Genomic DNA, 15049 nt, shown 5'->3' on the forward strand with positions numbered 1-15049 from the left:
GATAACCGGGACCACCCGGAGACACGCCTGATGAGCGAGCTTTTTTACAACGCTGTGCCGAACGCGACCCGCGTCGCCCCGCCACTGCCCGAGCCTCGGCAATACCCCAGCGAAAAACCGTCACGGGTCTACCTGTTCGGGACTTGCGTGGTGGATCTGTTCTACCCGGAAGCCGGGATGGACGCGATTCATCTGCTGGAACGCGAAGGCATTCGTGTCGAATACCCGCAAGGGCAAAGCTGCTGCGGGCAACCGGCCTATACCTCGGGTTACACCGAACAGGCCCGGACCGTGGCGCGCTCGCAACTGGCGCTGTTTGCCGGCGATTATCCGGTGGTGGTGCCGTCGGGATCCTGCGCGGGCATGTTGCGCGAGCACTACGCCGACTTGTTCAAGGACGAGCCGCAAACGCTGAAACAGGTCCAGGCCCTTGCGGCACGGACTTATGAACTGGCGGAGTTCCTGCTGTTTGTCTGCAAGGTGCAGCTCAAGGACAGCGGCGAACCGGTAAAAGTGGCGTTGCACACGTCGTGCTCGGCACGTCGAGAAATGAACACCCACCTGCACGGTCGTGAGTTGTTGGCGCAGCTGAGCAATGTGGAGCGAGTCGACCACAGCCACGAAAGTGAATGCTGTGGCTTTGGTGGGACTTTCAGCGTCCGTATGCCAGATATTTCCGGCGCGATGGTGGCTGACAAGACCCGAGCGCTGAAGGAATCCGGCGCGCACAAGGTACTCAGTGCCGACTGCGGTTGCCTGATGAACATCAATGGCTCGTTGGAGAAACAGCAGGAAGCGTTGCGCGGTCAGCATCTGGCCAGTTTCCTGTGGCAGCGTACCGGAGGTGCCCAATGAGCACTTCCACGATTATTCCTACGGTTGCTGTAGAAGAAGATTTTCGCGCCCGGGCTCATAAGGCTTTGGCTGACACGCAACTGCGAAACAACTTTCGCAGCGCGATGGATTCACTGATGAGCAAACGGGCAGCGTCCTTCAGCGATGCCCACGAAAGAGAACATTTGCGAGCGCTGGGCAATGCTGTCCGCGCCCGTGCTTTATCCAAGTTGCCCGACCTGCTCGAGCAGCTTGAACAGAACCTGACCCGCAACGGTGTGACAGTGCACTGGGCGGAAACGGTGGACGAGGCCAATGGCATCGTCTTGGCGATCATCCGCGCTCACGAGGCGCGGCAAGTGATCAAGGGCAAATCGATGGTCAGCGAAGAGATGGAGATGAACCATGTCCTCGCGGCTCAAGGCATTGAATGCCTGGAGTCGGACATGGGCGAATTCATCGTCCAGCTCGACCACGAGAAGCCTTCACACATCATTATGCCGGCGATCCACAAGAATGCCGGTCAGGTCGCGTCCTTGTTCCACGACAAACTTGGCGTGGAGTACACCAAGGACGTAGACCAACTCATTCAGATCGGTCGCAAAGTCTTGCGACAGAAATTCTTCGAAGCAGACATCGGCGTCTCCGGCGTCAACTTCGCCGTGGCCGAAACCGGCACCTTGCTACTGGTGGAAAACGAAGGCAACGGGCGCATGTCGACCACCATGCCGCCCGTACACATTGCCGTCACGGGCATCGAGAAAGTCGTCGAAAACCTGCGGGACGTTGTACCGCTGTTGTCGCTGCTTACCCGCTCGGCTCTCGGCCAGCCGATCACCACCTACGTCAACATGATCTCCGGGCCGCGCAAGGAACATGAACTCGACGGCCCTCAGGAAGTGCATCTGGTATTGCTCGACAACGGTCGCAGTCAGGCGTTTGCCGACAGCGAATTGCGCCAGACCCTGAACTGCATCCGCTGCGGCGCCTGTATGAATCATTGCCCGGTCTACACCCGAATCGGCGGCCATGCCTACGGGGAGGTTTACCCTGGGCCTATCGGAAAAATCATCACCCCGCACATGGTCGGCCTGGCGAAAGTCCCCGACCACCCGAGCGCATCTTCGTTATGCGGCGCCTGCGGTGAAGTCTGCCCGGTAAAAATTCCGATCCCCGCATTGCTGCGTCGCCTACGGGAAGAGAACGTCAAAGCCCCGGACAGCCCGCATCAAGTGATGCGCGGTCAGGGCAGCAAGTACTCGCGCAAAGAACGGTTTATCTGGAACGCCTGGGCGAAGCTCAACAGCTCACCAACGCTCTATCGCTTGTTCGGCTTTTTCGCCACCCGCCTGCGCGCGCTGACGCCGAGCAACATCGGCCCGTGGACCCAGAACCACAGCGCACCGAAACCCGCCGCCCGCTCACTGCATGACATGGCCCGCGAGCATTTGGCCAAACAGGGAGACCGCTGATGAGCACCAAGCAAAATATCCTCGCCAAATTGCGCAACAGTCTGACGGGGACCACGCCGGTGCCTGACAACTTCGATGTCGAATTGGTCACCGAGCCCTACACCTACGCGCCCGAACAACGCATCCCGCAACTGCGCAAACTGATGGAAGCGGTGCACACCGAAATTCATCTGACGTCCGGAGAAGGCTGGCCCGAATTGCTGGCGCAACTGCTGCAAGATCGCCAGTTGCCGAGCCTGTTGATTGCGCCGACGACACCTCACGGTCAACGCATCACTCAGCATTGGGCGAAAAAACCTGGCCTGCCAGCACTCAAAGCCTACGACCGTCCGGTCGAGGAATGGAAAGCCGAGCTGTTCAACGACACCCCGGCCAGCCTGACCACCACCCTCGGCGCAATCGCCGCAACAGGGAGCCTGATTCTCTGGCCGACGCGGGAAGAACCGCGCCTGATGAGCCTGGTGCCGCCAGTGCATTTCGCCCTGCTCAAGGCCAGTGAAATCCGTGACAACTTCTATCAGGTACAACAGGAGTTCGAATGGGCCCAAGGCATGCCGACCAACGCCTTGCTGGTGTCCGGCCCGTCGAAGACTGCCGACATCGAACAAATACTGGCCTACGGCGCCCACGGCCCGAAAGACCTGGTCGTTCTGATCCTGGAGGACCAATGAGTCTACCGGCGGCTTTCCTGCGAGATGCACAGCAACTGATTCCTCAGGCACGACGTTTCGACGATCCGCTGTCTACCTTGGCCTTCGGCACCGACGCCAGTTTCTACCGGCTGATTCCGAAACTGGTGATTCGCGTCGAGTCCGAAGACGAAGTGGTGACGCTGCTCAAACTGGCGCAACGGGATAAAGTCCCGGTGACCTTCCGCGCCGCCGGCACCAGCCTGTCTGGCCAGGCCATCAGCGATTCAGTGCTGATCGTGCTGGGAGATAACTGGAACGGTCGCGAGATACGTGGTCAGGGTATGCAGATCCGTCTGCAACCGGGCGTGATTGGCGCCCAGGCCAACGCCTGGCTGGCACCGTTCGGACGCAAGATCGGCCCAGACCCGGCGTCGATCAACGCCTGCAAAATCGGCGGCATTGTCGCCAACAATGCGAGTGGCATGTGCTGCGGCACGGCGCAAAACACCTATCACACATTGGCCGGAATTCGTCTGGTGCTGGCCGATGGCAGCCGTCTCGATACCGAAGACGCCGTCAGTGTGGCGGCCTTCCGTGAGAGCCACGCCGAGCTGCTGGAACGTCTGGCGACATTGGGCCGCGAGACCCGCGCCAATGCCGAACTGGCTGCGAAAATTCGCCACAAATATCGTCTGAAAAATACCACCGGGCTGTCACTCAATGCGCTGGTGGATTTCGACGAGCCTGTGGATATCTTGAGCCACTTGCTGGTGGGCTCCGAAGGCACGCTCGGGTTTATCAGCGCGGTGACTTACGACACGGTGATCGACCATCCGAACAAGGCGTCGGCGCTGATCGTGTTCCCGGATGTAGAAACCTGCTGCAACGCAGTCACTGTGCTGAAAAGCCAACCCGTATCGGCGGTGGAACTGCTGGACCGTCGCAGCCTGCGCTCGGTGCAGGACAAGCCCGGCATGCCGGCTTTCGTACAACAACTGTCGACCAATGCCTGCGCCCTGCTGATCGAATCCCGCGCGGCCTCTTCCACTTTGCTCCAGGAACAACTGACGCAAATCATGGCGTCACTGACGGGCTTCCCGGTGGAGAAGCAAGTCGACTTCACCGAAGACCCGGTGGAAAACGCCCGACTCTGGGCAATCCGCAAGGACACCTTCCCTGCCGTCGGCGCGGTGCGCAAAACCGGCACCACGGTGATCATCGAAGACGTGACCTTCCCGGTGGAACAACTGGCCAGCGGCGTCAACCGCTTGATCGAGCTGTTCGACAAACATCACTACGACGAAGCGATCCTTTTCGGACACGCCCTGGAAGGCAATCTGCACTTCGTCTTCACCCAAGGCTTCAACAGCGCGGAAGAAGTCGCACGCTACCAGGCGTTCATGGACGACGTGGCGCAATTGGTGGCCGTTGAATTCGGCGGCTCGCTAAAGGCTGAACACGGCACCGGTCGCAACATGGCGCCCTTCGTCGAACTGGAATGGGGCAGCGACGCTTACCAGTTGATGTGGCAGCTCAAACGCCTGCTCGACCCTAACGGCATTCTCAACCCGGACGTGGTGCTCAGCGACGATCCGCTGATCCACCTCAAGCATCTGAAGCCGCTGCCCGCCGCCGATGAGATTGTGGATAAGTGCATCGAATGCGGCTTCTGCGAACCGGTGTGCCCATCGAAAGGCCTGACCTTGAGCCCACGCCAGCGCATCGTGATCTGGCGTGACATTCAAGCGAAGAAACGCGCTGGCACAGACACCAGCGAACTGGAACAGGCCTACGAATACCAAGGCATCGAAACGTGCGCCGCCACCGGCCTGTGTGCACAACGTTGCCCTGTAGGAATCAACACCGGCGAACTGGTGAAAAAGCTCCGCAGCCGTAAAGCAACGCATACGAAAACTGCCAACTGGATTGAAGGAAATTTCGCCACCGCATTGCAAGGCGCACGCTTCACCCTGCACGTCGCCAACGGTGCGCGGATGCTGCTGGGGGCACCACGCCTGGCGAAGCTTTCGGCATCGCTGACGCGGCTGTCCAAGGGTCAGGTTCCGCAATGGACCAACGCCATGCCACAACCGGAAAGGGCCATCCGTTTCAGCCCGACGGTGTCGGATGAGCGACCTCGGGTGGTGTATCTGGCGGCCTGCGTGTCGCGGGTCATGGGCCCCGCGGCGGGTGATAAAGAGCAAATGTCGCTGTACGAAAAAACCCGTGGCCTGTTGGAAAAGGCCGGTTACCAGGTCGTTTTTCCAGACAATCAGGACAACCTCTGCTGCGGTCAGCCATTCGCCTCCAAGGGTTACGCTGAACAGGCCGAACACAAGCGCCAGGAACTGATCGGCGCACTGCTACAGGCCAGCCGCGGAGGGCTCGACCCGATCTATTGCGACACCAGCCCCTGTACCTTGCGGCTGGTTCAGAACTTGGGCGATGTGCGACTGGACCTGTACGACCCGGTGCGTTTCATCCGCACTCACTTAATGGATCGTCTCGATTTCACCCCCCAGGAAGCGCCGATCGCGGTGCATGTCACCTGCAGCACTCAGCATCTCGGCGAGAGCCAGGCGTTGATCGATCTTGCGCGCAAATGCAGTAAAAACGTGGTCATTCCGGAAGGCATTCACTGCTGTGGTTTTGCCGGTGACAAGGGCTTCACCACCCCGGAATTGAATGCCCATTCGTTACGCACGCTCAAGGACGCGGTACAGCAATGCAGTGAGGGGATTTCCACCAGCCGCACCTGTGAGATTGGTCTGACGCAACACGGTGGAATTGACTACCACGGGCTGGTTTATCTGGTGGATCGAGTAACGCAGGCCAGGGCGACCTGAAGAAAAATAGAACCCTGACGCACCGTCGCAGTCCACCGATCAAGTCCCGCAAACGTGGGACCTTCCCCAAAATTGGCAGCCCGTCCTGATGGCCAGCGATGCCTGGACCCTCAGTTCAAGGAGATACACATGAAACGCTCTGTACTGTTAGGTCTGTTCGTTACTGCCTCAATGCTGGCGTCTCCCTCGTTTGCCGCCGAAGACCTCTGTGCGGTCAACTTGAAAACCATCGAAAATGCCAAGTCACAGACTCCTCCAGAGATGACTGATCAGGTAATGGAAAGCGTCACGAAAGCCAAAGCCGATCAGGCAAAAGGCACCAAGGAAGGGACTGATGATTGCATAGCCGAGACCGAACAAACGATCCAGCAACTCAAGAACGCGAACAAAGGCGGGAAGTAATCCAGCACAAGGCCAACCTTCGGGTTGGCCTTCTGAGCCATGTAAACCCTAAGCTTGCGGAGCATCAGGCAGACTCACGACTGCTTCGCGGCCGAACGCAGCCTCGCGAGCTCGGCAGCTGCAACAGATTGCATTTCGTCTTAACTGACTGGCATCAGGCGTTTCTTGTCCCTTTTTCACACCCGCATCCCGGAAAAATCTTTCCCCCTAACGCCCGCAAAAACAGAACCCTTGCCCACCCCCACAGTCCATTTGTCAAGCCCCAATCAGCGTGCCCATCCCCACCCCCGTTCCAGAGATACCCATGAAGCGTTCCGCCCTGGCTGGACTGCTCATCGCTGCAACAATGCTGGCCTCCTCCGCATACGCCTCAAACGATAGCGATCAATGCGTAATGAAGCTCCAGGAAGTCAACAGCAAGCTGTCCAGCGCAGCCACGCTGGACGCCGCCACCAAAGGTGTCGTCATCACCAAAGTCGAACAAGCCAAGGCCGCCCACGCTGCCAACAATGACAAAGAGTGTGTTTCCCTGACGCAGCAGGCGCTTCAGGACATTCAAAGCCACTTGAATAGCCATTAGCGCCGGGCCAGATAACACGCAGGTAAGGACAGAAGGTCGACTCGCCGCGCGCATTGGCGTACACTGCGCTTGCCTGCTGGTTACACACAGCAGGTTCGGGGCCGTTTAGGATTCGACGCCGGTTGCGAAACTTTAGGTGCATGCCGAGTTGGTAACAGAACTCGTAAATCCACTGTTGCAACTTTCTATAGTTGCCAATGACGAAACCTACGGGGAATACGCTCTCGCTGCGTAAGCAGCCTTAGCCCTTCCCTCCTGGTACCTTCGGGTCCAGCAATCATCAGGGGATGTCTGTAAACCCAAAGTGATTGTCATATAGAACAGAATCGCCGTGCAGTACGTTGTGGACGAAGCGGCTAAAACTTACACAACTCGCCCAAAGCACCCTGCCCGTCGGGTCGCTGAGGGTTAACTTAATAGACACGGCTACGCATGTAGTACCGACAGCGGAGTACTGGCGGACGGGGGTTCAAATCCCCCCGGCTCCACCACTTCATCATCTAAAGACGTCCACGGACGTCTTTTTTTGTGCCTGAAATCCAGTGAAATCAAGGGTTTGAGCGCTACTGGGCTCCATAGAACGTTTTTGAGTTCCAGCCGCTTTGGTATTCCCAGTGGTATTCCCGGCTACCCAGCGCTAATCTTGGGAATACCAAAAGGTGACATGGAGTACTTCTCATGTGCGCTCAAACCGCCCGCCTCTCGGACCGTCAGCTCAAGGCTGTCAAATCCAAAGACAAGGACTACGTCCTTACCGATGGTGACGGGCTTCAGCTGCGAGTCAGGGTCAATCGCTCGATGCAGTGGAATTTCAACTACAGGCATCCAGTAACGAAGAACCGAATCAACATGGCACTCGGTACCTATCCCGAGCTTTCTCTTGCACAAGCCAGAAAGAAAGCGGTTGAGGCCCGAGAGCTGTTGGCGCAAGGCATCGACCCCAAAGCTCAACGCAACGAGCTGGTGCAAGCCAAACGAGCGGAGACAGAACACACGTTCGAGAACGTAGCCACGGCCTGGTTCGAACTGAAGAAAGATTCCGTCACACCGGCATATGCCGAGGACATCTGGCGCTCACTTACGCTGCATATTTTTCCGAGCATGAAATCGACACCCCTCTCGGAAGTCAGCGCCCCGATGGTCATCAAGCTCCTTCGCCCAATCGAAGCCAAAGGCAGTCTCGAGACAGTGAAGCGGTTGAGCCAACGGCTCAACGAGATCATGACTTACGGGGTGAACTCTGGGCTGATTTTCGCTAACCCCCTCAGTGGCATTCGGGCGGTCTTCAAGAAGCCCAAAAAAGAGAACATGGCTGCGCTACGACCCGATGAGCTTTCCGAGCTCATGATCGAAATCGCGAACGCCAGCATCAAGCGGATCACCCGCTGCCTGATCGAATGGCAACTGCACACCATGACCCGCCCTGCCGAAGCGGCTACCACCCGATGGACAGACATCGACTTCGACAAACGCATCTGGACCATCCCGCCGGAGCGCATGAAAAAGCGTCGTCCGCACACCATCCCGCTGACCGAACAGGCACTCGCCTTACTGGAGACGCTCAAGCCCCACAGCGGCCACAGGGAATACGTGTTCCCGGCAGATAGAAACCCGCGCACCCACGCCAACAGTCAGACTGCCAACATGGCGTTGAAACGCATGGGCTTCCAGGACCGCTTGGTCAGCCACGGCATGCGCTCTATGGCCAGCACCATCCTGAACGAGCATGGGTGGGATCCGGAGCTCATCGAAGTCGCGCTGGCGCATGTCGACAAGGACGAAGTCCGAAGCGCTTACAACCGGGCGGACTACATCGAGCGCCGGCGTCCGATGATGGCTTGGTGGAGTGAGCACATCCAGAAAGCGGCCACTGGCAACCTGTCGGCATCTGCGATCAATCAAACCAGGGACCACAACGTCGTGCCGATACGGTGAGCGCTCACCGGACACCGCCAGTAACCGAGAATGACTCCCCAGATGGAGTGATGGTTGATTTGGCGACAGCGGCGACACCGGCGACAACCCGCGTAATACCTGGCCTGCAGCGTGGCGACAGAGGTGGCGACTGTCGCCGCTGCAAGCCTCGCCCTTGGGGCTTTCTCGGCCAAGCCCACGCGAGCGGGAAGGCTCCGCATTCCCACTCGCATGGGCTCACATTAAAAACCGACGAACGACCACCCAGCCATGGAAAACCACCGGCCTCCAAGGCCTTCCAGCGCTACCAATGGGCGCAAGAGTCACCCCCAAAATACGGTTGACCGCCAGCAGAACGAGCGCTAAACCAGAACCGTACCAGCGCTGTCCTCGACAGCACCCAGGTAGCCAGAACCTTTGAGGCTACGCCACATCGTGGTGGTTCTCCCCAAGTGCGATTAGCGTCCGGCGGCTCGCACGCTCACAGTGATGTGATGGATGCCTACTTCTACCAGAGTGCCACTGCGGCAACTCATACCCCTTTATAGCTGCCCTGCAGCAACCTATCCGCTTGACCATTTCCTTGCGCCAACCTGTTGCCCGTCTCTTTGCCTCCTAAAGAGACGGGCGCTCCTACCACTGCTGCAGCCCTGCTCACACGGGCCTTTGCGGCTTTCCTCCTCGTGACAATCGGCGTGACAAACACCGAATGCTCACTCGCCACAGCGATGCCGATGATGGTGCCGCAGCCCAAGGAATGGACTGCACCTGACTGACAGTCAGGCATGCCCCAGTCATCGCCTCACTGCCTTCACCTGACTCAGGATCTCGCGGCCGGTCTCGTCAGCCAGTGCAGCCTCCACCCGCCCACTTCTTCGGTAGTGCTCAGGAGGCCAGATCATGAGATGCCCAAGCTCCCGGTCGTAAGGAGCCGCCAGTCCCGCGTGAGAGGACAACCCTCACAGGTCGCAGGGGCCTTGATCCCTGATAACACTCAACAACCGTGGCGGGATGAGTGAGGACGAAGTCGATAATCTGAGGAGAATAGCGATGCAACTGTGCGAAGCGTTCGAGCCACCACAACCATTGCTGGAATACCAGCAGGCGCCACTGCCCTACCCCGTCGAAGCACTCGGAGAACTGTTGGGCCCTACGGTCCAACGACTGGCCGAAGTGATCGGCGTGCCCTGCGCCATGGCCGCGCAATCGGTGCTGGCTACCACTGCCTTGGTGAGCCAGGGTCATGCCAATGTCCGACTCGACGGTCGAACTTATCCGCTGTCCCTCTACCTCCTGACGGTGGCGTCCTCGGGGGATCGCAAAAGCGCGGTGGATCAACTGGCATTGAAAGCGGCGCGCGACTGGGAACGACAGCAGTGGACCCTGTATGCGGAAAAGCTCAAAGCCTATCGCGCCGCTATCAGCATCATGGCCAAACCCAAAACCTCAAAGAAACACGCGGAGGTGGAAGGCGGTGAGTTATCCGAACCGGTACCGCCAAGACTGATCATTGCCGAGCCCACCATCGAGGCCCTGGTCAAAAGCCTGTGCCATGGCTTGCCCAGCATGGGCTTGTTCAATGATGAAGGGGGCCAGTTCCTGGGCAGCAGCACCATGAGTAAAGAGAACCTGCTCAAGGCGATCACCACCTTGTCGACACTCTGGGATGGCAGCCCGATCGACCGGACGCGCTCCATGGCTGGGGAAAGCTTACGTGCCTATGATCGCCGCCTCAGTCTGCACCTGATGCTGCAGCCCTACCTGGCCAACCAGCTGTTCAAAGACCCGGTGATCAATGGCCAAGGCATCCTCGGTCGTTGCCTGATTAGTTGGCCCGAGCGCCTGGTCGGCCAGCGGCTTTACAAGGCGATCGACCTGAGCCGGGATGCCAAAGTCCAGCATTACCAAAAGCGGATCACCGCCCTGCTGCAACAGCCCTGGTCGCTTCACAGGGATGGCTCACTCAATCCCACCACACTGGAGCTGACTGCCCGTGCCCGTCGGGCCTGGATTGATATTCACGACACCATCGAATGTCAGTCTGGGGAGTTCGGCGAACTGGCCGGCATCCAGCCTGTCGCGGGCAAGGCGGCGGCGAATGTACTGCGTATCGCGGGCGTGCTGGCCATGGTGGAAGAGGCCAGCTCGTTGGAGGAGGCACACATCCAGCGCGCCTCCACGCTGATGGATTACTACCTGGCCGAGATCCAGCGCTTGACCGAACAGGAGCCGGTCAATAACCGACGCGAAGAGGCGGATCGACTGCTGCGCTGGTTGGTGCAGAAAGGCTGGACCCACTTCACCATCCGCGACGTCAATCGCAACGGTCCTCGTTTTGCCCGCAAGAGCGCTAGCCATACCGCCTCTTTATTGGTCGTGCTGATCACTCATCGCTGGCTGAGCAGCCGTGACGGAAAAACTTTCGAGGTCCACCATGTTTCGCCTCAATGACGCGGTGCGCCGCTATCAGGCGCAACATCAATCGCAACCAGCATCGCGGCGTGTCGCCGCCACTGTCGCCACCCTGTCGCCACGTGCCAGGCCAGAAACGACGCAGGTTGTCGCCACTGTCGCCGCTGTCGCCACACCACCCCTGGAGTCTGCGAACCTCGCCCTGTTGATCGAGCAACTGCGTGAGGAAGGAGCACTGCTGCAACTTCAGGAGAATGCCCTCCTGATCCGCCCGACACACTGGCAGCAGGTGGACAGGCTCAGCCCCCACTGGAAAGCCCTGCTGCTCTTTCTGCAAACAAACGAAAACGGTGATGACGATGGCTCTGGTCGGTCGGCGTGATGGTCGCAATTTTGGCTATGGCCGCCAGCTGAGCTATGCCGGCCCGCAAGCGCTCAAGGATCTGTTTGCCGGCGGCCACTTCGGCACGGTCAAAGCGCATAGCGATCGCTGGCAAGCGTTCGTGCGTTGGTGTCGGTCAGACGACGGCCCAGGTTACAACGATGCGCGCCAGATCGATCGACAGACGCTACAAGACTACGCCGCCTATCTGCGCCAGCAGATCCAGCAAGGTGAACTCTGCATCACTACCGCGCAGAACCGCCTGAGCAGCGTCAACCGTACCCTCGCGGCGCTGCGCGGTGATCAGGATGTCAGGATCGCCAGTCCGAGCCAGGCGTTAGGCAAGCAGCGCTCAAGCGTACGCACCCGCGCGCCGGATGGCCAGGACCGCCAACAGGTTCAACGAGTCGTGGAGGTGCTTGGCGAACAGCACCACGAGCGGGTGGCTGCGATTGTCCTGTTGGCCCGAGCAACCGGCATGCGCCTGCGCGAAGCGATCCTGGCTGACCTGCCACGACTGCAGCGCGAAGCCGAACACTTAGGCCGCATCAACATCCAGGACGGCACCAAAGGCGGTCGCTCAGGGGCTTCAGCGCCGCGATGGGTCGTGGCCAATGCAGAGGTGAAGGCGGCGCTGCAGTTGGCCCGTCATGCGTCGCCGACCCGCAGCCGCAACTTGCTGGCCCGAGACGAAAGCTACTCCGAGTTCCTGCAACAGACTGTACACCCCGCCCGCGAAACGCTGCATGAACACGGGCTGAAGGGTTTCCACGAACTGCGAGCGGCCTACGCTTGCGAACGTTACGAGCAGCTCACTGGCCACGCCGCACAGGTCAATGGTGGTCACTGCTATCGCATTGACCGCGCCCTTGATCAGCAGGCGCGACAACAAATCAGCGTTGAGCTCGGGCATAACCGGATCGATGTGGTTTCGGCCTACATTGGAGGGAGAGCGTGACCAAGCCCTTCGATATGATGCTGCTCCTGAGCGGCGTACTGACCGGTTCTAAGGCCACTCAGCAACGCCACCTACGGCAAGCCTGTATCATGCAAGCGGCCATTCAACAGCGATGGCAGCGAGATAATCCCTGGACCTGGCAGCTCAAGCATGTGCGCTGGTTTCTCGCTCAGCACCTGAAAGACCATTCCGACGCCACCCGGTATTACTATCGACTCACCGCCCTATTGGTCTGGAAGCGATTAGGAAACGGCCGCGGATTGCTAATCTGACGCTCGACCAGCCGTAAGCATGAGAAAGTCAGAATGCTAGGGCTCGCGTTGCGAGCCATTTAACTTTGACGCTGAGATTTAAAAAAGAGCGGACTCGTCGTATGGTTTCGATAATCAATAAATTCTCATTTCGTGCTCAACCAACAATTCACTGAACTCTCTTTGTAAATCTGCAAGACGGATTTCAAGCTCCCTCTGCTTACTAATTAGATCAGAGAGCGACGTTCTTTGCACTTGCTGAGTGAGCATATACCTTGAAATATTCAAGTTATAGCTGTTGCCCTCCAGCTCATCAGTCGTTACGAGCTTTGCGACACCTTCGACCTCCTCGAAATTTTTATACTTTTCAATGGTCGAGCTAAATAGCGATTTTAGCGGAGCGGATAGATCAGTGCCAATATGGCGCTCTGCTTCAGCTGAGTCGACTAATAAAATAGGCCTACCAGGTACCCCTGGCTTTTTCAATACCAATATAGAGGTTGGAATCCCAGTATTTTTTAGCATTCCTCCAGGCAGGGAAACTACTGCTTCAATTATTCCGGCCTGTATGATTTTCTTTCTGATGGCCCCTTCTATTCCACCTCGAAAAAGAACCCCATTGGAAATTAGCACCGCTGCGCGGCCACCAGGCTTAAGTGACTTTATAATCATTTGCAAAAAGGCAAAATCAGCATTGTTTGGAGGGGGCGCGCCGAATTCAAAATATGAGCACGTAGTACTTCTCTCGTAGCTATCTGTAACAAGCGAGAAAGGGGGATTAGCAAGTATTATGTCGTAAGTAGAAACTTCTAAAGCTTGGAGGGAGTCTGATATACGAATATCGCTATCGACAATTCCATGCACAATACAATTCATTCTCGCAATCCGTGCAGCTGATAAATTTATCTCTCTTCCGTGAATTTGAAGTGGCGAATGATTTTCAGAGTTCAGCGCTTTGATATTGGCCGAAATCAAGAACCCACCGGACCCACAAGTGGGATCGTATACACTTTCGCCTCCTCTTGGCTCGACGATTTCTACCATCATCTCCACTAGCCCACGAGGAGTATAGGCCTCCCCAGCCCTCTTTCCTTGTGTCTCTGAAAAAGTCTGAATTATTTGTTCAAAGCAATCGCCAGCGGGGAGTTCATTTCTTGAAACTACGTCATACAGTTTTATACACGCTTGTCTAAAAGCGGTAGCATTCATCTTTCCTGCACGAGTTATTAAATGCTCTATGGTTTCTCTGAGGCCCAGCTCATTTTTATAAAATACGTCAACGTGCTCCGCAGCCAGCAGAAGCTTAGGAAAAAAATCGTCACCTTGTGGCGTTAGCATTGATTCTAAAAAGTATAAGTCGATATTTTGCATGAGATCACGCCGATGAATCGACATGAAAAAAACAAAAAAAACGCTAACAAAAAAATCTTTGTATTCTTGAGTATCAAGATTGGTATTTGAGCGAAGTTCCGATATGATCGCACTGGTGAACGAGTGATCAAATTTATTCACGAATCTTCTCTCAAAAGTTTAGTGCAAAAGACATCTAGGAGTTCCTCGCCATTATTGATTAATGATTCGAGAATTTGTTTTTGAGATATCCAGTTTTTGTAAGCTTCCGCTATTTTTACTTGGGCGCGCTGGCTTGGCAGGGGCACTGGAAGACTTGATAAATCTTTTAGCCCTATGTTGGATATGACGCTACCCACTTTAAGGCGCGATATTTGGGAGCGACCTTCGATAGAATTAAGATACCAGCATATATAAGCGGATTTAACGTCCGCCCTTGGAGCACTTAGAATAGCTACTTGATTCGTAGTGATAAGAGATAGCGAATCAGGTAGCGTAAGAAGGGCGGCTTCTATTCTATTTCCTCGGAGAGGGATGAGAATGTCATCAGAACGTAATGTATTTTTTGCTTTACCTAGTTCTACCGCAGCAAAGGGAAGAGTAGCAAAGTCAACGCCTCCTTCGCGGATATCCTTTATTTGAACTACTTTATACCCGTCGTTGCGATTGCCGTCCTCTGCTTTACCTCTAAAGGTATGACCTGCGCGGACCGCCATCACGTCGGATAGCTTTTCAATATTCAATGACGTCTACCCGCTTTCATTGGTTGTTCTAAGTGAGAGTTTACCCTAATGTACGTCGAGGAGTCCGCCCCGGTACCCGGCACCGTGTGTTCGTAGTAGAAGCTGAAATTCTGAAGCCACAACCAGGGTAAAATCACTGCATATAGCTTCGTCTTTTTCATTGTGGTCTCTGAGGATTTCCATGCAGTACCAACAGTACTACTTCTAGGTAGGGCCAATATAGCCTCGCCCGGGAGCCTCGTCAACAGTACCACCAGTACTACTTATGATTTT

13 protein-coding genes and 1 other RNA gene are annotated in these 15049 nt (G+C 56.7%); 12 read left to right on the plus strand and 2 right to left on the minus strand.

The genetic code is table 11. From position 1 onward, the window contains the following. Nucleotides 1-30: 30 nt before the first annotated feature. The 12 genes from JFU11_RS20830 (at nucleotide 31) to JFU11_RS20885 (ending at nucleotide 12704) form a co-directional block, all read left to right on the plus strand. Nucleotides 31-855, plus strand: coding sequence for a (Fe-S)-binding protein (locus JFU11_RS20830; RefSeq protein ID WP_123721319.1), 825 nt, complete (start codon nucleotides 31-33; stop codon nucleotides 853-855). After that, nucleotides 852-2306 carry a LutB/LldF family L-lactate oxidation iron-sulfur protein gene (locus JFU11_RS20835; RefSeq protein ID WP_201061982.1) on the plus strand — a complete coding sequence of 485 codons (1455 nt, stop codon included), beginning with the start codon at nucleotides 852-854 and terminating at the stop codon, nucleotides 2304-2306. The genes JFU11_RS20830 and JFU11_RS20835 overlap by 4 nt, the downstream gene beginning before the upstream one ends. Further along, nucleotides 2306-2977, plus strand: a complete 672-nt coding sequence (locus JFU11_RS20840; RefSeq protein WP_201061983.1) for a lactate utilization protein — start codon at nucleotides 2306-2308, stop codon at nucleotides 2975-2977. Before JFU11_RS20835 ends, JFU11_RS20840 begins: the two co-directional genes overlap by 1 nt. Next, nucleotides 2974-5784 (plus strand): FAD-binding and (Fe-S)-binding domain-containing protein, encoded by a 2811-nt coding sequence (locus JFU11_RS20845; RefSeq protein ID WP_201061984.1) that lies wholly within the window; start codon nucleotides 2974-2976, stop codon nucleotides 5782-5784. The genes JFU11_RS20840 and JFU11_RS20845 overlap by 4 nt, the downstream gene beginning before the upstream one ends. Before the next feature lie 129 nt (nucleotides 5785-5913). Then, nucleotides 5914-6186: a hypothetical protein gene (locus tag JFU11_RS20850; protein ID WP_038978887.1), complete on the plus strand. Its 273-nt coding sequence runs from the start codon at nucleotides 5914-5916 to the stop codon at nucleotides 6184-6186. A gap of 304 nt (nucleotides 6187-6490) precedes the next feature. Beyond that, entirely contained in the window at nucleotides 6491-6766 is a 276-nt protein-coding gene (locus JFU11_RS20855) for a hypothetical protein (RefSeq protein ID WP_048396647.1), read from the plus strand. 97 nt (nucleotides 6767-6863) lie between these two features. Then, nucleotides 6864-7257, plus strand: a transfer-messenger RNA (tmRNA) gene (ssrA, locus tag JFU11_RS20860). 187 nt (nucleotides 7258-7444) lie between these two features. After that, complete coding sequence (locus tag JFU11_RS20865; RefSeq protein ID WP_201061985.1) at nucleotides 7445-8701, plus strand: integrase domain-containing protein; 1257 nt, start codon at nucleotides 7445-7447, stop codon at nucleotides 8699-8701. 1029 nt (nucleotides 8702-9730) lie between these two features. After that, nucleotides 9731-11131, plus strand: a complete 1401-nt coding sequence (locus tag JFU11_RS20870) for a YfjI family protein (RefSeq protein ID WP_201061986.1) — start codon at nucleotides 9731-9733, stop codon at nucleotides 11129-11131. Then, nucleotides 11115-11474: a hypothetical protein gene (locus tag JFU11_RS20875; protein ID WP_201061987.1), complete on the plus strand. Its 360-nt coding sequence runs from the start codon at nucleotides 11115-11117 to the stop codon at nucleotides 11472-11474. Before JFU11_RS20870 ends, JFU11_RS20875 begins: the two co-directional genes overlap by 17 nt. Then, nucleotides 11452-12432, plus strand: a complete 981-nt coding sequence (locus tag JFU11_RS20880; RefSeq protein ID WP_201121360.1) for an integrase domain-containing protein — start codon at nucleotides 11452-11454, stop codon at nucleotides 12430-12432. The genes JFU11_RS20875 and JFU11_RS20880 overlap by 23 nt, the downstream gene beginning before the upstream one ends. Next, nucleotides 12429-12704 carry a hypothetical protein gene (locus JFU11_RS20885; protein ID WP_201061989.1) on the plus strand — a complete coding sequence of 92 codons (276 nt, stop codon included), beginning with the start codon at nucleotides 12429-12431 and terminating at the stop codon, nucleotides 12702-12704. Before JFU11_RS20880 ends, JFU11_RS20885 begins: the two co-directional genes overlap by 4 nt. A gap of 114 nt (nucleotides 12705-12818) precedes the next feature. Here JFU11_RS20885 and JFU11_RS20890 read toward each other — a convergent pair whose 3' ends face one another. Together JFU11_RS20890 and JFU11_RS20895 are read right to left on the minus strand one after the other, a co-directional pair. Then, the gene (locus JFU11_RS20890) at nucleotides 12819-14195 is read right to left on the minus strand and encodes an N-6 DNA methylase (protein WP_201061990.1); all 1377 of its coding nucleotides are present in this window, start codon (nucleotides 14193-14195) and stop codon (nucleotides 12819-12821) included. After that, a complete protein-coding gene (locus JFU11_RS20895) occupies nucleotides 14192-14776 on the minus strand; it encodes a restriction endonuclease subunit S (protein ID WP_201061991.1) in 585 nt (194 codons plus the stop codon). The genes JFU11_RS20890 and JFU11_RS20895 overlap by 4 nt, the downstream gene beginning before the upstream one ends. Nucleotides 14777-15049 lie beyond the last annotated feature (273 nt).

Source organism: Pseudomonas sp. TH37 (assembly GCF_016650735.1).
GTDB lineage: Bacteria > Pseudomonadota > Gammaproteobacteria > Pseudomonadales > Pseudomonadaceae > Aquipseudomonas > Aquipseudomonas farris.

Excerpts from the sequence above, each read along its gene's own strand:
- JFU11_RS20830 (WP_123721319.1), top strand. The coding sequence starts at position 31 with ATGAGCGAGCTTTTTTACAACGCTGTGCCGAACGCGACCCGCGTCGCC.
- JFU11_RS20835 (WP_201061982.1), top strand. The coding sequence starts at position 852 with ATGAGCACTTCCACGATTATTCCTACGGTTGCTGTAGAAGAAGATTTT.
- JFU11_RS20840 (WP_201061983.1), top strand. The coding sequence starts at position 2,306 with ATGAGCACCAAGCAAAATATCCTCGCCAAATTGCGCAACAGTCTGACG.
- JFU11_RS20845 (WP_201061984.1), top strand. The coding sequence starts at position 2,974 with ATGAGTCTACCGGCGGCTTTCCTGCGAGATGCACAGCAACTGATTCCT.
- JFU11_RS20850 (WP_038978887.1), top strand. The coding sequence starts at position 5,914 with ATGAAACGCTCTGTACTGTTAGGTCTGTTCGTTACTGCCTCAATGCTG.
- JFU11_RS20855 (WP_048396647.1), top strand. The coding sequence starts at position 6,491 with ATGAAGCGTTCCGCCCTGGCTGGACTGCTCATCGCTGCAACAATGCTG.
- JFU11_RS20865 (WP_201061985.1), top strand. The coding sequence starts at position 7,445 with ATGTGCGCTCAAACCGCCCGCCTCTCGGACCGTCAGCTCAAGGCTGTC.
- JFU11_RS20870 (WP_201061986.1), top strand. The coding sequence starts at position 9,731 with ATGCAACTGTGCGAAGCGTTCGAGCCACCACAACCATTGCTGGAATAC.
- JFU11_RS20875 (WP_201061987.1), top strand. The coding sequence starts at position 11,115 with ATGTTTCGCCTCAATGACGCGGTGCGCCGCTATCAGGCGCAACATCAA.
- JFU11_RS20880 (WP_201121360.1), top strand. The coding sequence starts at position 11,452 with ATGGCTCTGGTCGGTCGGCGTGATGGTCGCAATTTTGGCTATGGCCGC.